Annotated in this window: 18 protein-coding genes; 9 read left to right on the forward strand and 9 right to left on the reverse strand. The window is 43.8% G+C overall.

All coding sequences use genetic code 11. From position 1 onward, the window contains the following. The coding region (holA, locus tag ABUA34_RS02225) for a DNA polymerase III subunit delta (RefSeq protein WP_349822785.1) at positions 1 to 420 on the forward strand (420 nt) is incomplete at its 5' end. A 153-nt stretch (positions 421 to 573) separates the two neighbouring features. On the opposite strand, the gene rpsT is transcribed toward holA, so the two are convergent. After that, a complete protein-coding gene (rpsT, locus tag ABUA34_RS02230; RefSeq protein ID WP_055143958.1) occupies positions 574 to 837 on the reverse strand; it encodes a 30S ribosomal protein S20 in 264 nt (87 codons plus the stop codon). Between the two features lie 297 nt (positions 838 to 1,134). Here rpsT and ABUA34_RS02235 point away from each other — a divergent pair, with 297 nt between their 5' ends. From ABUA34_RS02235 to ABUA34_RS02255, 5 genes are all read left to right on the forward strand, one after another. Then, on the forward strand, positions 1,135 to 1,815 hold the full coding sequence (locus tag ABUA34_RS02235) for a hypothetical protein (protein ID WP_118649257.1): 681 nt from the start codon (positions 1,135 to 1,137) through the stop codon (positions 1,813 to 1,815). A 24-nt stretch (positions 1,816 to 1,839) separates the two neighbouring features. Further along, the gene (gene glgB / locus ABUA34_RS02240) at positions 1,840 to 4,392 is read left to right on the forward strand and encodes a 1,4-alpha-glucan branching protein GlgB (RefSeq protein ID WP_015533190.1); all 2,553 of its coding nucleotides are present in this window, start codon (positions 1,840 to 1,842) and stop codon (positions 4,390 to 4,392) included. A 150-nt stretch (positions 4,393 to 4,542) separates the two neighbouring features. Beyond that, complete coding sequence (locus tag ABUA34_RS02245; RefSeq protein ID WP_015533189.1) at positions 4,543 to 4,743, forward strand: cold-shock protein; 201 nt, start codon at positions 4,543 to 4,545, stop codon at positions 4,741 to 4,743. A 389-nt stretch (positions 4,744 to 5,132) separates the two neighbouring features. Beyond that, positions 5,133 to 6,098, forward strand: coding sequence for a PfkB family carbohydrate kinase (locus ABUA34_RS02250; protein WP_055143962.1), 966 nt, complete (start codon positions 5,133 to 5,135; stop codon positions 6,096 to 6,098). A 114-nt stretch (positions 6,099 to 6,212) separates the two neighbouring features. Continuing rightward, complete coding sequence (locus tag ABUA34_RS02255) at positions 6,213 to 8,063, forward strand: alpha-amylase family protein (protein ID WP_055143964.1); 1,851 nt, start codon at positions 6,213 to 6,215, stop codon at positions 8,061 to 8,063. On the opposite strand, the gene ABUA34_RS02260 is transcribed toward ABUA34_RS02255, so the two are convergent. Together ABUA34_RS02260 and ABUA34_RS02265 are read right to left on the reverse strand one after the other, a co-directional pair. Next, positions 8,064 to 9,116, reverse strand: coding sequence for an alpha/beta hydrolase (locus tag ABUA34_RS02260; RefSeq protein ID WP_022217189.1), 1,053 nt, complete (start codon positions 9,114 to 9,116; stop codon positions 8,064 to 8,066). A 98-nt stretch (positions 9,117 to 9,214) separates the two neighbouring features. Beyond that, positions 9,215 to 10,144, reverse strand: coding sequence for an AraC family transcriptional regulator (locus tag ABUA34_RS02265; RefSeq protein WP_082418020.1), 930 nt, complete (start codon positions 10,142 to 10,144; stop codon positions 9,215 to 9,217). Between the two features lie 81 nt (positions 10,145 to 10,225). Here ABUA34_RS02265 and ABUA34_RS02270 point away from each other — a divergent pair, with 81 nt between their 5' ends. Then, positions 10,226 to 10,444, forward strand: a complete 219-nt coding sequence (locus ABUA34_RS02270) for a hypothetical protein (RefSeq protein WP_349822786.1) — start codon at positions 10,226 to 10,228, stop codon at positions 10,442 to 10,444. Positions 10,445 to 10,827: 383 nt separating this feature from the next. On the opposite strand, the gene ABUA34_RS02275 is transcribed toward ABUA34_RS02270, so the two are convergent. From ABUA34_RS02275 to ABUA34_RS02300, 6 genes are all read right to left on the reverse strand, one after another. Next, positions 10,828 to 11,763, reverse strand: a complete 936-nt coding sequence (locus ABUA34_RS02275; protein ID WP_055143972.1) for a thiamine pyrophosphate-dependent enzyme — start codon at positions 11,761 to 11,763, stop codon at positions 10,828 to 10,830. A gap of 13 nt (positions 11,764 to 11,776) precedes the next feature. Further along, entirely contained in the window at positions 11,777 to 12,958 is a 1,182-nt protein-coding gene (porA, locus tag ABUA34_RS02280; RefSeq protein ID WP_015533185.1) for a pyruvate ferredoxin oxidoreductase, alpha subunit, read from the reverse strand. Then, positions 12,959 to 13,261, reverse strand: a complete 303-nt coding sequence (locus ABUA34_RS02285) for a 4Fe-4S binding protein (protein ID WP_004848700.1) — start codon at positions 13,259 to 13,261, stop codon at positions 12,959 to 12,961. Then, positions 13,261 to 13,836, reverse strand: coding sequence for a 2-oxoacid:acceptor oxidoreductase subunit gamma family protein (locus tag ABUA34_RS02290; protein WP_022217194.1), 576 nt, complete (start codon positions 13,834 to 13,836; stop codon positions 13,261 to 13,263). The genes ABUA34_RS02285 and ABUA34_RS02290 overlap by 1 nt, the downstream gene beginning before the upstream one ends. 225 nt (positions 13,837 to 14,061) lie before the next feature. Beyond that, the gene (locus tag ABUA34_RS02295; RefSeq protein ID WP_238050442.1) at positions 14,062 to 15,345 is read right to left on the reverse strand and encodes a sensor histidine kinase; all 1,284 of its coding nucleotides are present in this window, start codon (positions 15,343 to 15,345) and stop codon (positions 14,062 to 14,064) included. Beyond that, positions 15,345 to 16,052, reverse strand: a complete 708-nt coding sequence (locus ABUA34_RS02300; RefSeq protein ID WP_022217196.1) for a LytR/AlgR family response regulator transcription factor — start codon at positions 16,050 to 16,052, stop codon at positions 15,345 to 15,347. Before ABUA34_RS02300 ends, ABUA34_RS02295 begins: the two co-directional genes overlap by 1 nt. Before the next feature lie 507 nt (positions 16,053 to 16,559). On the opposite strand from ABUA34_RS02300, the gene ABUA34_RS02305 reads away from it, so the two are divergent. Beyond that, complete coding sequence (locus ABUA34_RS02305) at positions 16,560 to 18,848, forward strand: hydratase (protein ID WP_349822787.1); 2,289 nt, start codon at positions 16,560 to 16,562, stop codon at positions 18,846 to 18,848. Positions 18,849 to 19,073: 225 nt separating this feature from the next. Further along, positions 19,074 to 19,715 (forward strand): sugar O-acetyltransferase, encoded by a 642-nt coding sequence (locus ABUA34_RS02310; protein WP_349822788.1) that lies wholly within the window; start codon positions 19,074 to 19,076, stop codon positions 19,713 to 19,715. Positions 19,716 to 19,722 lie beyond the last annotated feature (7 nt).

Here is a 19,722-nt window from a genome sequence, read left to right on the forward strand (position 1 = left end):
GTCAGCGAGCATGATGTGGATCTTCTGTGCAGTCAGGATGCGGAGAGCAAGGTGTATCAGATGATAGACTTCATCATTGCAAAGCAGAAGGAGAAGGCTTGCAGTATGTATCACGATCTTCTTGAGAATAAGGAATCGGCGATCATGATAAACGCATGTATCATGAGACAGTTCAACAAGCTCCTTCTGGTAAAGATGGCATTATCAGATGGCGCGCAGGACGCCAGCCTGGCGAAGATCGCAGGATGCCCGGTGTGGGCAGTGAAGAATTACAAGGCTCAGTGCAGGGGCTACAGCATGGCACAGCTTAAAGACATAGTGGAGAACTGTCAGGACATGGACTACAAGCTCAAGACCGGACAGGTTATGGATAACGCGGCGATGGAGGTCATGATCGTGGAGCTGTGTGAGATGCAGTAGGAGACTGGTGATGATATTAGATATTGAGGCAAAAAAATAACCACTGTGAAAACAGTGGTTATTTTTTATATAACTATGATTGGTTCAAATATATGCAGCCGTTTAATATATCCAAATCCTTGTGTCAAAGTTATGTAGTTATCAGCCAGATGCTTAAGCCATCTTGTTAACTGCAACTGCAAGACGTGATACCTTACGAGCAGCGTTGTTCTTGTGGTAGATGCCCTTTGAAGCAGCCTTGTTGATCTCTGATGTAGCAACAACAAGTGCCTGCTGAGCAGCAGCCTTATCACCAGCAGCGATAGCAGCCTCAACCTTCTTGATAACTGTCTTAACCTTAGACCTGATCATCTTGTTTCTAAGTGTCTTCTTCTCGATAACATTGATTCTCTTCTTTGCAGATTTGATATTAGCCAAAATTCTTACCTCCATAAAATCTAATTAAATATAATAAGGTTTTACATTAAAACCGGACACGGACAATTCAATGTAAACATACTCACATATAATAGATGAAACGCAATTCGTTGTCAAGACTAAAAAACAAAAAATTGCGCATTTTCGCGGATTATTTTCATGTTGTTTCCTAAGAAAAATGAAGTAAAACAACGTGTTACTTTCCTTTACATAAAAAGGGGTAAATGGTATCATATATGCAGTGGGTCTTAATGATCCATACATATTATAATACAGGAAAAGCAGAGAAATATACAGATGTTTAAATATAGATTTTTTCAGGTGATAATGGCACTTTCGCTGGTCTTGCTGATCATCTCCACGGCGATAATGTGTTCGTTCAGCGTTTTCAGGGTTGCGGAGAAGAGCTACAAGCCGAGTAATAGCGGCACGATAAGTTCAGTCATGAATAACGGACAGACTGAGGAATTATCAGAATTTGATGCGTGGGTGGAATACAGTATCGTGCTGGATGCCCTGGATGGGGACAGCGAGCAGGAGTACAGGTTTGGCAACGTATATCTGTCCACTGAGAATGTGATGAGGCTTGAACAGCTTGCAGACATCAAATCCAAGGCAAGCAATGGTGTGTTCATATCCATTGTGCTTCTGGTGGCATGCTTTGTAGTCATAAGGAGAAGGAGACTGTATGAGTGTGTTGTATGGGGCGGCGCTGCAGGCGTTATAATAGGAATAATCAGCTTTATAGCCATGGCGGTATCCGGCAGCGGAATCATGTATGGCATAAGAAGAATGGTGTTTGGAGAAAGCTATGCGGAGCTTTTTCCGGGACACGATGTCCTGCCGGATATAATACCGGCCGGTACGGGAACGAAGGTTCTTTGGGTGTATGTTGGAACGATATTTGTTGGACTTGTGGTTACTATCATAGTCAGGGTTATAAGCTATAAGAAATCACGTCCACACAAATTCAGATAGAAGGTTACATAATGGGAGGTAGTTATGAGAAAAAGAATCGAGGAGTGGATAAACTGGGTGCTCTATGATGAGCTCATTGCCAGCAAGATCAATGCGCCAAAGCATTTGCTGGGAATCCATGATTATGGTGAAGGTCAGATAATCGTTGTGTACAAGCCGGGGGCGATCAGGGTAGAGGTTACATCGCGCACAGGCAAGAAGATACACACCATGGAACAGATGACAAATGAAGGACTGTTCGCCATTTATTTTGATAAGAAGGAGTACGATGGCAACAAGTACAATGTTGTCACCACATATGAGGATGGCACCATTATAAACAGTGCAGATCCATATTCATTTGAATCGCTTATCACGAATTTTGACACATACCTTTTTGCGGAGGGTAGACATTACAATATATATGAGAAGCTTGGCGCACACCCTATGACTATAGACGGTGTACGTGGAACCTACTTTGCAGTGTGGGCTCCTCATGCAAGACGTGTCAGTGTAGTCGGTGATTTCAATCTCTGGGATGGTAATGTAAATCCTATGCAGATCACGGCAAATGAGGGAATATACGAACTGTTCCTGCCGGGCGTGGAGCCAGGTGCTGTGTACAAGTATCAGATCATGACCAGATATGGTGAGATACTGTACAAAGCTGATCCATATGGCAACCAGTGTCAGATGAGACCGGAAAATGCCTCAGTGGTTGCAGACATAAGCAGCTATAAGTGGAAGGATACATCATGGATGAAGGATAGAAGCAAGATCAGCCGTACTGACAGAATGCGCATGCCTATGTCCATATACGAGATGCATCTCGGCTCATGGCACAAGAAGGTTGAGGATGACGATGCAGGCTTCTACACATACAGGGAGCTCGCTCCTATGGTGGCAGACTATCTCAATGAGATGGGATATACGCACGTAGAGCTCATGGGTATATCAGAGTATCCATTTGACGGCTCATGGGGCTACCAGGTTACCAATTATTATGCACCGACCAGCAGATATGGTGATGCAGTAGATTTTATGTATTTCGTTGATTATATGCACAGCAAGGGAATCAGTGTTATCCTAGACTGGGTGCCAGCACACTTTCCTAGGGATGCGCACGGACTTGGACGTTTTGATGGGATGCCTCTCTATGAGCATCCGGATCCAAGAAGAGGAGAGCATCCTGACTGGGGCACATATATATTTGACTATGGCCGCAATGAGGTGGCAAACTTCCTCACGGCAAATGCTCTGTTCTGGGTCGAGAAGTTCCATATAGACGGACTCCGCGTGGATGCTGTGGCATCCATGTTGTATCTCGACTATGGCAAGCAGGATGGACAGTGGCTGCCAAATGAACATGGTGGAAACGAGAACCTTGAGGCAATAGCACTTATGCAGAATATAAACAGCATCATGGAGGAGAGAAATCCGGGGGCATATCTAATAGCAGAGGAGTCAACAGCGTGGGCAGGTGTAACTGCTCCGGCATCCATGGACGGACTTGGTTTCCTGTTCAAGTGGAATATGGGATGGATGAATGACTTCCTTGAGTATATGCAGATGGATCCATATTTCAGACAGAACAACCAGAACATGCTGACTTTCAGTCTTTCGTATGCGTATGCTGAGAACTATGTTCTCGTCATATCCCATGACGAGGTAGTTCATCTCAAGCGTTCAATGATAGAAAAGATGCCTGGCAGCGAGGAGGACAAATTCGCAAATCTCAGAACTGCGTACGGATTCATGTATGGACATCCGGGCAAGAAGCTGCTCTTTATGGGGCAGGAATTTGCACAGCCTAGAGAGTGGAGTGAGGCGAGAAGCCTTGACTGGTTCGTCTTAGACAATCCGCTCAATCAGGGCATGGAGAGGTATGTCAAAGCGCTCAATAAGCTTTACAATACCAATGATGCGATGTATGCGAATGACACAGATCCAATGGGATTTGAGTGGACAGATTGCGATCACCCAGACATGAGCATACTTTCATTTGTAAGACGAGGCTCAACTCCGAAGAAGCAGCTGCTTTTCGTATGTAACTTCACTCCGGTTGAGAGAGATAATTACAGTATACCGGTTCCGTGCTACACGACATACAAGGAGATACTCAACTCAGATGATGTACAGTTTGGCGGAAAGGGCAGACTCAACGGCAAGCCGGTCAAGGCAGTGGACAAGAAGAATGCCAGAACTCCTTACAGTATAGACATCACGGTTCCGCCACTCTCAACAGTTGTGTTTGAGTACGATTACACGGATATGACACCTGAGCTTGAGAAGAAGGAAGCTGAGGCCAAGGCTGCTGCAAAGAAGCGTGTGGACGCAGCAAAGAGAAAGGCTGCAGCGGCACAGAAGAAGGCTGAGGAGATAAAGAAGGATGCCGAGAAGAAAGCGGCTGAGCTGAAGAAAGAGGCGGAGAAGAAGGCAGATGAGCTGAAAAAGGAAGCCGAGAAGAAGACTGCTGAGTTGAAAAAGGAGGCATCTGAGATCTCAGAAGAGGTAAAGGATGATATAGCAGATATAGAAAAGTCAGTGGTGGCTGTTGCTGATGACATCAAGAAAGATATAAAAGCACGCAAAAAATAAACTTGCAATATGAGACAACAGGTCATATAATGTCAGTGTAAGTGCAAAGGGGCACAGAACGATATCGTTCTGTGCCCCTTTTTTGTACATCAGGCGGGTGACGATCTTCCTGATCGTAAGAATCCGGGTAGTTTTTAAGGAGGAAGCAGTATGAAGACAGGAAAAGTAAAATGGTTTAATGCAAAGAAAGGCTACGGCTTTATATGTGATGAGGATGGAGCAGATGTATTTGTACATTTCTCAGCACTGAATATGGAGGGCTTCAAGGTTCTTGAAGAGGGAGATACAGTAGAGTATGAGGTTGTGGACGGTGAAAAGGGTCCACAGGCGGCAAATGTGACAAAACTGTAAATACAATGCGGTATATGTCAAAACAGCCATATATTTAAAGCGAATACATGTTGAATTAGGAGAACATCCCCGGGTTATGATTACAGATGATCAGGGGATGTTTTTTATGAGCAACGAATTGGAGCATGCTATTGCGTAGAACTGAGATGAATATCTACAAGGCCTCGTGTTACATAAATACAAGAATATTATAGATGTCGCCATATGCTAAAATTGTATGTCTGCTATAATAAAAACAACACATATTTAAAAATCATCTTGACGGCTGGCGATGATAAAATGTAGAATACACATATATGGTGAAACATGTTTCATGCATTTGTTGTTGCTGATAAACAGTTAAATAAACAGGCACGTATTTATTTTAGATTATAAGGGGGATATGTACCATGAAGAGATTTGATGTTGTGGCACTTGGAGAACTGCTCATAGACTTTACACAGAACGGGCTCAGCGGCCAGGGCAATATGATGATGGAGGCCAATCCAGGCGGAGCACCATGCAATGTTCTCGCTATGCTGCAGAAGCTTGGCAAGAAGACTGCATTTGTTGGAAAAGTAGGGGATGATTTCCTTGGAAAAATGCTTGCCGGTGTTGTGGCTGATGCCGGGATCAACACTGACAATCTGAAGTTTGACAGGGATGTACACACAACACTTGCATTTGTGCATACATACGAGGACGGAGACAGAGACTTTTCATTTTACAGGAATCCGGGGGCGGATATTATGTTAAGCGCAGATGAGGTGGATGAGAGTATCATAAAGGATGCCAGGCTGTTCCATTTCGGATCACTCTCACTGACGTACGAGGTGTCACGTTCTGCAACACAGAAGGCTGTGGCTGCTGCAAAGGAGGCTGGATGCATCGTCACATTTGACCCGAATCTCAGGGAGCCTCTGTGGAAGACTCTGGACGAGGCCCATGATCAGATCGACTGGGGTATGAGACAGTGTGATGTGCTCAAGATATCAGATAATGAGATACAGTGGTTCACAGGAAGAGAGGATTTTGACGAGGGTATAAAGATACTTCAGGACACATACAATATACCTTTGATACTTCTCTCCATGGGAAGAGATGGAAGCCGTGCATACTACGGGGATGTAGTCGCTGAGGCAAAGCCGTTTATCCAGGAGAATACTATAGAGACCACAGGCGCCGGGGACACTTTCTGTGCATGCGTGCTGAATTATGTACTTGATAATGGACTTGAAGATCTTGACACTGATAAGCTTACAGAGATGCTTGTATTCGCAAATGCTGCTGCATCGATCATCACAACACGCAAGGGAGCACTCAAGGTTATGCCGGAGAGATCCGAGGTTGAGAAGCTCATTGCCGAGAGACAGTAATAGATAAAAATACGGCAACAGATTAAAACAGGTTGTGTACGGTAATGATACAGATTATGTAAATAAAATGAGAATGATAAGTTAATTGACTATAGTCAGAAAAGGAGAAGATAAATGGCAGGTTCAAAGACAGTGAAAAAGACTGCAGAATATACAAAGAGATTTGATGAGAGATATGACGAGCTCAAGTGGCTCTACTGCGAGCTCTATAACAACAATATGGAGGCATTTGACTGGCTGTGCGATTCTCTGTATGGTTATTATCAGGAGAGAAATGCTGATCTCAAGAAGCTGGACAGAAGCCGTGTCAAGAATCCGGACTGGTATAAGCAGAATGATCTGTTAGGTATGATGATGTACACAAATGCATTCGCGGGAACGCTGAAGGGTGTAAAAGAAAAGCTTCCATATGTGAAGTCATGTGGTGTGAATTATCTTCATTTTATGCCGCTGCTGGAAAGCCCTAAGGGCAGAGATGACGGCGGATATGCTGTTGCGGATTTCAGAAAGGTAAAGCCTGAGCTTGGAACCATGGAGGATCTGGAGGACCTCACTGCAGAGTGTCACAGACAGGGTATAAGCTGCTGTCTGGATTTCGTAATGAACCATACAAGTGAGGATCATGAGTGGGCAAGGGCAGCGAGAAATGGAGATCCTGTTGCAAGATCCAGATATTTCTTCTATGATGATTGGTTCGTTCCTAACATATATGAGGAGACTGTGCCTGAGGTATTCCCAACTACGGCGCCTGGTAACTTCACATGGATAAATGACTGCAATCAGGTGGTCATGACTACATTTTACCCATACCAGTGGGATCTGAACTATGCAAATCCTATGGTGTTCAACGACATGGTCGGCAACATGCTCTATATGGCAAACCGAGGTATAGATGTCATCAGACTCGACGCTGTTCCGTATATATGGAAGCAGATAGGCACAAACTGCCGTAACCTTCCACAGGTTCACACTCTTGTCCGTATGATGAGGATAATCAGTGAGATAGTATGTCCGGGAGTCCTTCTTCTCGGAGAGGTCGTTATGGAGCCTTCCAAGGTAGTTCCATACTTTGGAACAGTTGACAAGCCAGAGTGCCATATGCTCTACAACGTGACAACCATGGCATCCACGTGGAATACGATAGCCACGAAGAATGTGGGACTCTTAAAGCGCCAGATGGATCAGGTGTGTGCACTTCCAAAGGATTATGTGTTCCTGAATTACCTCAGATGCCACGATGATATTGGCTGGGGACTTGACTATGACTGGCTGGCACAGTTCGGCATAGATGAGGTGGCACACAAGAAGTTCCTGAATGACTATTTCACAGGAAAGGGATACAACAGTGATTCCAGAGGTGAGCTCTATAACGATGATCCTAGACTCGGAGATGCCCGTCTGTGTGGAACAACAGCATCCCTGTCAGGCCTTGAGGCCGGCCAGTACGAGGCAAATGCAGACAAGATCGAACAGGCCATTGCCTGTGATCTCATGCTTCATGGATACCTGCTGGCACAGAGCGGAATCCCGGTTCTGTACAGCGGTGATGAGATAGGACAGACAAACGATTATACTTATAAGAATGATCCGGACAAATGTGCGGACAGCAGATATCTGCACAGAGGAAACTTCCCATGGGACAAGGTTGAAAATAAAGATCCTGTAGCCATGAAGATATTTGACGCGCTGCGCCACATGGAGGATATAAGAGCATCGCATGATGTATTTTCATGTAATGCAAATGTCTACACCATAGAGACAGGATGTGCAAGCGTCCTCGGAATAGTGAGGGAATATGCAGGACATGAGCTGAGGGCATTTTTCAACTTCAGCAACATGGATCAGCTCATCTGGACTATGCCTGATGATCAGGCTGACATATATACCGATCTCATATCAGGCAAGACACTCCGCGAGCTTGGAGCAGTCATGCCTAGATATGGATGCTGGTGGTTCTACAGATAGTTATTCGGAATCTTTTTTATAGAACATAAGAAGAGTATTTTTGATAGAAGGCTTAAAGACTGTGTTATGGTCATAGCCTTCTATTTTTTCGTAGGTTAGGTTTAAGCCAGAATAATTTCTCTCTTGTAAATCATTGTAGAAATCCTCGATAGAAGATATGAAGTTTTTATCCTCATCTGCACCTACGGTTACATAGACATTAGCATTTAGAGTCTGTGTTCTGTTGTAATATTCTTCTTCGTACGTAGACATAAATTTGCCGTCAGTATTTGCCCACATGGAAGGACTGCCAATATAATAATTTGTAAATGTATTCTTTCCTATAGTGTCATTATGAAACAGAGCGTAGTAAGCCCAGTATCCACCCAGGGAATGTCCTGTGAGAGTCATATTTTCAGGGTTTACAGAGTATATTTCTTCCAGGTAAGGAATCAGGTTATCTACAATAAAATGCAGGAATGAATCAGGGTTAGTCTGGAGATCTCTTTTTCTGATGACATCATAATTGTAAGTGTTTGGATACCCTATGCTGACAAGGATAACGTCCTGTATCTGGCCAGATGTCATAAGAGGTCTGAGTTCAGGGTGATCACTGAGTCTCCAGACTCCATCGGTCATAACAACCATTGGATATGAGCTTGCTTCGTTATAATCAGGTGGAAGAGATATATGGACAACAAAAGTGTCATCTATCTCAGCATCATAAATGGATAATTCGTTGATATAGTCTGCACAGGCGGGATCAAGAGTTGTCACCTCGTTATAATACATGTGCTCGGGAGAGAGTTTTCCCATGGTTATGCTGGCACGTTCCTCTGGAAGTAAACCTGTTGGAGTTGGCGCTTCTTTAGTAAGCTCCTCAGTTGTGATTTCTTTGACTGAGGTTTCACTTGTTGTTGCTTCTTCGATTGACGTATCTTCGGATGAAGAATAGCTGGTGACCGATTGGGTGACAGTAGAGTCATTCTTAGATGCTGACGAGTGCTGACACCCGGTGACAACTAATATAATAGCTATGCTGAATGTGGTCAAAATTGTTAATTCCTTTTTCATAAAAGGCCTCCTTTGATTGTATTTAGTAATTATCACATAAGTGAGAAATACTATAAAAACAATATCACAGGAGTTGCATTATGACCTGTCAGCAATGGTTAAACCTTGTCGGGGCGGATTTGCAGGAGAAGGTAATTTTGTTCCTTTTTTAATGATACATTGCTACACTCTAAGGTTATGTCAGGCGCTATGTTATAATGAGAAAATGGTAGAAATTCTGTGTAAATTTTATACCAAAGTGACTGCTGCCCGGCAGGAGTAGTATCTGAACAGTCAAAACAGATCCATTCGCCGTCAGGAATGCTTGTTATCGAATAATCGGATATATTTAATCCGGAAATTTCTTGTTTTGTGATCATTCGTCCAAATGTGTAATTAAAGCATGAAATTTCATTATTGAACTTATCAATATTTATAAAATCATTTGATCTGTAACCGAATAAGCAGTTATTTGGTTTTTCATCAGTGGATTTAATTTCCATTAGTTTATCCCAGCTTTGACTGCAGCATTCTCTTGTAAATTTTGAAATCAGAATATTATTTTTCGCGGTATCGAGGCTTGTGAAAACCCTGGAATAACCGGCAATACACATGTTGTTGATCTTAACGATTCTGTAGTTGAGCATAGATCCCCCATCTGCTGTGACCCTTAATACAATCCGGGTGAAATTATGGAGACCGGACTTGTTATTTCGAACATAAGTTGGAGAGTTTCCATGAAAGCGTGTGAAAGCCTTCGTGAAGCTTTCGGGTGTGTCATATCCGTATTCAAGTGCAATATCAGTCACCGTGCGGTTGGATGAAATGAGTTCTTCTCCAGCCAGGGAAAGCCGGCGGTTTCTGATATATTCCCCTATAGTATATCCCGTGATTAGATGAAATACTTTTCTGAAGTTGTCGGGAGAGGAGTAAGCCTGCCTGGCTATTGTATTTTGGTCCAATACTTCACCGTCAATAAGGTGAGTCTCAATATAATCAATTGCGTTAATAAGTCCTTCGGTCCAATTCAAATGGTTTTCTACCTCCATGTAATGTATGTATATCACTATAGCACATATTTGTAGTAAATTGTTATAATGGACATATGAAAGTCATATCGGTTTGTTAATATGCAGGTCAAGGATGTGATGATGTATTGCACTTTGGATGGAAAAGAGGTTAGCAATCTCAGCAGCTTTTATGCCAGGAATGTTCTTGATGAAAATGGACAGCTAGTGTTCAGAGATGATGAACTGGTTCAGAACTATGTGCTCGAGGATGGTAGCAGTAGCATGGAATATCATATTCTTCTTGACTCTGAGGGAAAGAAGGGCTTTCTCCAAGGTTAAAATGTTCTGGAAAACAACAACCGAAGATGAAGATGGCGAAGATGCGCAATATACTCTCAATGATTTCTACGAGGTGCCATTTAACTGACATTTAAATACATATGGTGTAATATGTATCAATCAGCAGTTCAGAATTAAATTAAAAATATGATTTGACGTTCTAATAATTAGAATATATACGGAAACAGAAAGAAAGCCCGCCCAGGGCATATATAACGATTGGTAGTGCAGTCGACTGAGTTTCAGCGCTTCTTGCTAAGGCGAAGCGCGCAACGCCCTTATCGCGTGCGTAGCCGCATGCAGATAGAAGCAAGCTGAAACGAAGGAAGACAAACGTAATCGTTTATATGCCCTGGGCGGGCTTTCTTTCGTCCGTTCGTTAACTAATTCTTAGAACATCTATACAGCAGATCCTCCCAACGGCGGTCAACCTCCTGCTGATACTGAACGAGAAGGTGCTCGTTCTCAGGCTTGAACAGGTGCTTGAATCTGCCCTGCGTTCTCAGGAAGTCCTCGATAGGAAGCTTCTTCTTAGGAGAGTAGGAGAGGATCCATTTGCCCTCAATAACCTCGAACAGAGGCCAGTAACATGTCTCGACTGCCAGCTTGCAGATGTCCATGATCTTCTCTGTAGGGTATCTCCATCCTCTAGGACATGGTGACATGACGTTGAGGAAAGCTGCGCCAGGTGTGTATATGGCCTTCTCAGCCTTCTCATAGAGATCACGCATGTTGCCGAGAAGAGTAGACTGTCCAACATATGGGATGTCGTGGGCAGCCATGACCTGTGCGAGATCCTTTCTGTTCTGCATCTTACCATTTGACTGTGAGCCTACTGGTGTGGTTGTGGTGTCAGCATACATAGGAGTAGCTGATGAACGCTGGATACCGGTGTTCATGTATGCTCCGTTGTCATAGCACACATATACCATGTCATGTCCACGCTCCATGGCACCTGACAGTGACTGAAGTCCGATGTCATAAGTTCCGCCATCACCGCCAAATGTGATGAATTTGTATGTGTCATCTATCTTGCCTTTTTTCTTCAGAACGTTGTACGCTGTCTCAACACCGGAGAGGGTTGCGCCTGCGTTCTCAAATGCGTTGTGTATGTAGCTGTCCTCGTAAGCTGTGTAAGGATACATGAAGGTTGAAACCTCAAGACATCCTGTGGCGTTACCGATGACCGCCTTGTCGCCTTCGTGAAGGGCGCGGAGTACAGTTCTGACAGTGATCGTACCACCGCAGCCTGCACACATTCTATGACCTGGAGCAAGACGCTCAGGCTTGTTCATTATTTCTTTAAAATTATATGCCATTTCATCTTACCTCCTACTGTCTAAGTCCTATGTACTGATACTGAGGAATCTCAGCACCGTTCTCTATCATGTCTTCAAGCTGTGCAAATACGCCCTTGGCGCTGTCCACAGTGTAGTCACGTCCGCCGAGACCGTAGATGTAGCTGACAGCCTTTGTGGTTGCCTGAATGTCATACAGGTGCTCCTTGACCTCTGCTGAGAGAGGCCCGCCGCCTGCTCTGAATCCTTCCGATCTGTCAAGGATTGCCACAGCCTTGGTGTGGGCGAGAGCCTTTGCAATCTCCTCACCAGGGAATGGTCTGAACACTCTGATCTTCAAGAGTCCGACCTTCTTGCCTTCGTTTCTCAGCTCATCTATAGCTTCCTTTGTTGTTCCGGCAGCAGAACCGATCATAACGATGGCGTAGTCAGCGTCGTCAAGTCTGTACTCCTCAAAGAATCCGTAGTGACGGCCTGTCATCTCCTCGAATTCCTTTGCAACGTCAAGAATAACCTGCTTTGCATTCTTCATGGCAGTGTTCTGAGCCATCTTAGTCTCCATATAGTAAGGAGATGTGGCGTAAGGACCGACAGCCATAGGCATCTCAGGATTTAACAGATACTGCTCAGGGGTGTATTCACCTACAAACTTCTTTACGAGATCATCCTCGATGAGGGTGATGTTTTCAACGGCATGGCTTGTGATGAAACCATCCTGACATATCATGATAGGAAGTCTGACATCCTTGTGCTCAGATATTCTGTATGCCTGAACAAAGTTGTCATATGCCTCCTGATTGTTCTCTGCGTATATCTGAAGCCAGCCTGTATCACGTGCGCCCATACTGTCTGAGTGGTCACAGTTGATGTTGATAGGGCCGGAGAGTGCTCTGTTTACAAGTGCGAGGGCAAGTGGAAGACGATTGGACGCTGCCACGTAGAGCTCCTCCCACATGAGAGCCATACCACATGATGATGTGGCTGTGAGTGTACGGCAGCCGGCAGCCTCTGCGCCGATCGCTGCACTCATGGCACTGTGCTCACTCTCTACCGGTATAAATTCTGTATCGATCTCTCCATTGGAGATAAATGTTGAAACGAACTGAGGTATCTCAGTTGAAGGTGTTATAGGAAATGCAGGCATAACATCCGGATTGATCTGCTTTATAGCATGTGCCACAGCCTCATTTCCTGAAAGACGTTCTCTTATAGCCATTTATTTGCCCTCCTTCATAGTGATTGCTCCGAATTTGCACTGGTATGCGCATATACCGCAGCCCTTGCAGTGCTCCAGGTCAAATGCGAGACGCTTGCCTGATACGACCGGAATGCATGAATCCGGACAGACAGGTGCGCACAGAAGACAGTGTACGCATTTGCTCTCGTCTAGGACAGGGGTTGAAGTCCTCCACTCACCTGTGTTAAATGCCTTGGATGTGCCACCGCCGTATACGTGGTTTCCAGGTGTGAGCTCTGTCCATTTGCTATTGTCATGTATCTTGCTTATATCTGTTCTCATTACTTCATTACCTCCCTGAAGGCGAGCTTTAATGCTTCCATGTTGCCCTCGATAACCTCTGGTTTCTTGGCAAATTTGTGCTGATATGACTGTCTCATATCTTCGAGGAAAGGTCCCTCCTCCATGATTCCGCTGACAGCAACGATGGCTGCAAGCATAGGAGAGTTAGGAAAATTCTTGCCGAGAGTCTTCATGGAGATCTCCTTGGCATCAAGTGTGTATACCCTGCCCTTGTAACCCTTGAGCAGTGGACGGACCTCGTCCGGAGTCTTAGGTGTATTTATAATGATGGCGCCATCCTCGGCGAGACCTGCAGTCACATGTACAGGTTCGATTAGAGATTCGTCAACTACAACCACATACTGTGGCTCGTAAATGTTGGAATGTACTCTGATAGGCTCACTGCTGATCCTGTTGTAGGCAGTGATAGGTGCGCCCATTCTCTCTGGACCATACTCAGGGAATCCTTGAACATATTTACCTGTTTTGAATGCCACATCTGCGAGGAGCAGGGCAGCAGTCTTGGCACCCTGACCACCACGTCCGTGCCATCTGATTTCGATAGTATCTTTCACTTTCACATCTCCTGTCAAAAATTTCTCATTAAGTTCCGTTTATTAGGAAAAATAATCCTTTTGATTATACCATTTATAGATAATAAGTAAAGAATAAAATTAAGGAAATAAGTCGAAAAACAAAAAAATTTAACGCGGATAACAGAAATACCTAAAAATGTTGGATTTAACGATGGGATAAGTTATCTGAAAACTATAAAAAAGCATTTGGGATCATAAAATTTATTATATGCTGACGACAAAGTGGATACAGTTCTGTCCATCCACCGTCTGATTGTCCAGCAGTATTTCACCATGGTACTTGGATGTGAGCTGTTTCAGCTTGTAAAGTCCGATACCTCTGGAATAAGCTCCATCCTTCAGAGGCTTGGTCGAGTAGCCCTTTGCGAAGAAGTTCTTGCGCATTTCCGCGGTGAGCTGCGATCCGGCATTGAAGGTTTCAACGGTGGTAGTCTTGCCGTCAGAGTCTATGATGACTTTTATCATACCTCCGTCCTCAGTTGCGTCAAATGCATTGTCCACCAGAATGCTCATGACATCCAGAAGCTCAAATTCCGCTGCCTTGGATGTGAGTGTGGAATTTTTGACATCTATATCCAGATTAATATTATGCTCCTGCGCAAGGTTCATCTTGCTGAACAGAAAACCTGCGATCAGTTTCATGTTGATCCTCAGAAGATACGAATTCTTGATGACATGGTCATTGCAGGAGGTATCCAGCTCATTTGAAAGGGCAGCAGCGAGGGAATCATAATCAGTGTAACTGATCGGCAGCATGCTGATGGCCTGAAGCTCATTGTTGTAGTCATGCTGTCTCATGCGCACCTGATCTATCAGATCCTCTATAATAGGAAGATACTGTTCATATGACTGTAGTTGCTTCCGGGATTCTCTGAGGCTCATATAGTTCTTGTACATTCCCGAGTATAAAATGAGGATAAGTATGACTATAAACAGGAAAGTCATAAATATATTCATGAAGTCCTTAGGGGATATACGCTGGTATAAAACCATAGATACCATGAGGGCAAATACTGCGAGTATTATATTCCTGGATACCTGATTTTTCACTATAAGAGCATCGTACAGCTTATCCATATGTCCGAATTTGTATAAAAGTATAGCTATGATGAAAGCCATGGCTTCGGTTATATATGTTGAAGTGTTGGTGAATGGATTGTCCGTAAACTGCATGATGACAACCATCTGGATGAGGTTCAGTATAGTCATGATGATAAGTGTAATTGCGTATCCCGTTATGATCTTCATCGGCGGATATCGGAATACCAGAGAGTAGAATACAAAGCAGTATATGTATGTTATCAGTGTGAATATTAACATGGAGTCTGTAACTGTGGCAATCAGAGAGACTGGTAAAGTCAGCAGAAGCAAAGGTGGAAGTCTCTTTGCTATCTGGGAAAATTTTACATTATATATCGCCATCAAGAATACTAAAAATACAAAGGTATCAAACAGTATCTTGGAAAGAAAATCAAAATATGCAGCCATTATCTGTTCTCCTGGTAAGTTTCTATAATAGTTTTGTATTTGCGCCCGACCGGTATGGATTCTTGAGCCAGTTTCAGCGTTATAAGTGAATTGGATCTGTCGTAGCTCTGTATGTAGTCGGGATTGAAGTAATAGCTTTTGTGGCATCTGACCAGAGGTACATCACCAGCAGCCTGCAAAATTGACTCGAAGGTCGGGTTGGTGACGATAAAATCGCCGTCGGATGTGAAAATGTGCTTGTGGTGGCCGGATGCACATACATAAATTATTTCATCCATGCTTATATGGAAAAGTATTCCCTGGATATCCTTTACGCGGATCCTTGATGTCTGGTCGTCAGGCTGTGTGAGCACCGAGTTGATCCCTCCTACGACATCGATTCTGTCATAAGGCTTTGAGAAATAATACTGGCAATGATACTTGTTGATGACATCAAGGTTTGGAACGGTGATGTCGGTGATGAAGATGACAGGTGTGTCATTGTATTTGGGAATTCTTCGGAGATAACCACATACATCCAATCCGGTCTTTCCTCCACCGAGATCAATGTCCAGTAAAAAGATATCAATATCAAATGAATCTATTATTGTTATGGCATCGTTGTAAGTTGATGCAGTGTTGACAACAGCGTCTGCGTACTCTTCTTCAATTATATGTTTTAAGCCGGTAAGCTGGATATTGTCATCCTCAACAATCAGAAAATTCATAATCAAACACTCCTGTGAAAAATTGATAGATAAACAAAACTCTTAAATTATTAACATATCAGGAACATTCTATCATACAAATGGGAATTTCTACAATAGGTATAATTAAAGTATATGTGTGTTGTACACGAAAATTTATGTCGTTCAGGTTGTTATACGCGTCGTTTGTGTCGATTTTTGCCAAAACTATTGGAAAAATTATACAAATAGTATAGTGTATGTAACAGAGGATAATTAACTCTGAGGGGAGATTGATTATATAGTGTCAGATAGGATGTATCAGGTACAGGTATTTCGGTTAAGGGTATCTGTACAGTATATTCAATTTGATGCATAGGATCTGCCATATGTGCCTGAGCATGTATGGCAGATTTTTTGCGTTAAGCTGTAATATAATACTATTTAAAATTTGAAAATAATATGGTATGATGTAGAGAAACATGGGGTTTTGTATACATCTGTGTGCAATTCCATAAATGACAAAAAGCTATTACCAGGAGGAAGAGTATGATTAAATTATTTGACAACGGTGCTTATCTGTTACATGGTACAGAGCTGGTTGAGGATAATGCTGAGGCAGGTGCGGTTCTCGCATCAAAGCTTGGCAGTGCTCCATCAAAGGAAGAGGCATCAAAGAACACACTTGCTTACGGAATATTGGCTAAGCATAACACATCTGACAATATGGAGAATCTTAAGATCAAATTCGATAAGATGACTTCACATGATATAACATTTGTAGGAATCATCCAGACAGCAAGAGCATCAGGTCTTAAGGAGTTCCCTATACCATATGTACTTACAAACTGTCACAACTCACTGTGTGCCGTAGGTGGAACCATCAATGAGGATGACCATATGTTTGGCCTCTCATGTGCGAAGAAGTATGGCGGCGTGTATGTACCACCTCATCAGGCGGTCATCCATCAGTTTGCAAGAGAGATGCTGGCAGAGTGTGGCGCCATGATACTTGGATCAGACTCACATACACGTTACGGTGCTCTTGGTACTATGGCTATTGGAGAGGGCGGCGGTGAGCTCGCAAAGCAGCTCCTGTGTAAGACATACGATGTTGCAAAGCCGGGCGTTATCGCAATCTATCTCGACGGAGAGGTACAGAAGGGGGTTGGTCCTCAGGATGTGGCACTTGCCATCATCGGAGCAACATTTGGCTGCGGATATGTCAAGAATAAGGTCATGGAGTTCGTTGGTCCTGGTGTTGACAAGCTCTCAGCAGATTTCCGTATCGGTATTGATGTTATGACAACAGAGACAACATGTCTGTCATCAATATGGAAGACAGATGACAAGATAAAGGATTGGTATGACATTCACGGAAGAAGTGAGGCATACAAGGAGATGAATCCTGGCGATGTGGCTTACTATGACGGAGTCGTATATGTAGATCTGTCAACAGTTAAGCCAATGATAGCTATGCCATTCCACCCAAGCAACACATACACCATCGACGAGCTGAATGCAAACCTCATGGATATCCTTGATGATGTTGAGAAGCGTGCACTTGTAAGCCTTGACGGCAAGGTCGACTTTACACTCAAGGATAAGGTAAGAGATGGCAAGCTGTATGTTGAGCAGGGAATCATCGCCGGATGTGCCGGTGGTGGATATGAGAATATCTGCGATGCGGCTGATATCCTCAGAGGCAAGAGCATAGGCGCTGACGAGTTCACACTGTCAGTATATCCTGCAAGTACACCTATATATATGCAGCTTGCAAAGAACGGTGTTCTGACTGATCTCATCGAGACAGGTTCTATCGTTAAGACAGCATTTTGTGGACCTTGCTTTGGTGCCGGTGATACACCTGCCAACAATGCATTCTCCATCAGACATTCAACAAGAAACTTCCCTAACAGAGAGGGCTCAAAGATACAGAATGGTCAGATCTCATCTGTTGCGCTTATGGATGCGCGTTCTATCGCAGCAACTGCAGCCAACAAGGGCTATCTGACATCAGCAACAGACCTTGCAGATATAGAGTACACACATCCAAAGTATTTCTTCGACAAGGCTATATACGACAGAAGAGTTTACAATGGTGTTGGAAAGGCTGATCCTTCGGTTGAGATCAAGTTTGGTCCAAACATCAAGGACTGGCCTGAGATGGTTCCTCTTACAGACAACCTTCTCCTCAAGGTGGCATCAGTTATACATGATCCTGTAACAACAACAGATGAGCTTATCCCATCAGGAGAGACTTCATCATACAGATCAAATCCTCTTGGACTTGCAGAGTTCACTCTGTCAAGAAAGGATCCTGAGTACGTTGGAAGAGCGAAGGCTATCCAGGCTGTAGAGAAGGTTCGTGAGGCAGGTGAGTGCATGGGTAAGGCATTCCCAGAGGTCAAGGAAGTTATGCATGCCATCAAGGAGAAGTTTGAGGACGTATGCGGAAGCAACACAGGTGTTGGAAGTACCATTTATGCTGTTAAGCCGGGTGACGGTTCAGCCCGTGAGCAGGCTGCATCATGCCAGAAGGTTCTCGGTGGATGGGCAAACATTGCAAAGGAATACGCTACAAAGAGATACAGATCAAACCTTATCAACTGGGGTATGCTTCCATTTGTCATCGATAAGGATTTTGACTTTGACAATGACGACTATGTATTCATCCCGGGAATCAAGGATGCGGTGAAGAACAAGACAGAGGTCATCAAGGCATATGTTGTGAACAAGGATTTTGCTGAGATAGAGCTGAGACTTGGAGAACTCACAGACGATGAGAGACAGATCATAACAGATGGCTGCCTCATCAATTACTACAAGTACAACTAAATGATATATATGGTGCCGAGTGCGCCATGTATGTACATTTGAATATAATGTATATACGACGATATAACAGGCATCATCATGGGCGCTTTAGTGCGGCTTGGTGGTGCCTGTTGCTTTCATATAGCCAGTGTGATCATGATGTGATAATCCACGATGTCAAAAAGAAACGGATTTACAACATGGCGGGTTTATGAAGACAAAAATAAAATACAGGAGGTATTTACAATGGGAAAATCAGAGCTGGAAAAGATGCACACATGTGAGCTTTATCTTCCGGGCGATGAGGATATCGCCAGAGAGCAGATAAAGTGTCTGGACAGATTATATGACTTCAATATGACCAGACCAACAGAGATGGTCAAGCGTCAGCAGATGCTCAAGGAGATGTTTGAGGAGATAGGAGACAACTGCTATATAGAGCCACCACTCCATGCAAACTGGGGCGGCAAATTTGTTCACTGGGGCAGCAATATATATGCGAATTTCAACCTTACAATGGTGGATGACACACATATTTACGTTGGTGACTACACCATGTTTGGACCAAATGTAACTCTGGCAACAGCGGGACATCCAATAAATCCTGAGCTCAGAAAACAGGGCTATCAGTACAATGCACCTATAACAATAGGCAAGAACTGCTGGATAGGTGCAGGAGTTACGATACTTCCGGGGGTAACTATAGGTGATAACACCGTCATAGGAGCTGGAAGTATGGTTGCAACGGATATACCATCAAATGTAGTGGCTGTCGGAAACCCGTGTAAGGTGCTTCGAGAGGTGAATGAGCGAGATGCAAAGTATTACTTCAAAGATCACAGGATAGACTTCTTTCAGTACAACAACGTAAGCAAGAATGACAGATGAGGTGAAT

The organism is Coprococcus sp. RTP21428st1_C9_RTP21428_210409, from assembly GCF_040227395.1.
GTDB classification, from domain to species: Bacteria; Bacillota; Clostridia; order Lachnospirales; family Lachnospiraceae; genus Coprococcus; species Coprococcus aceti.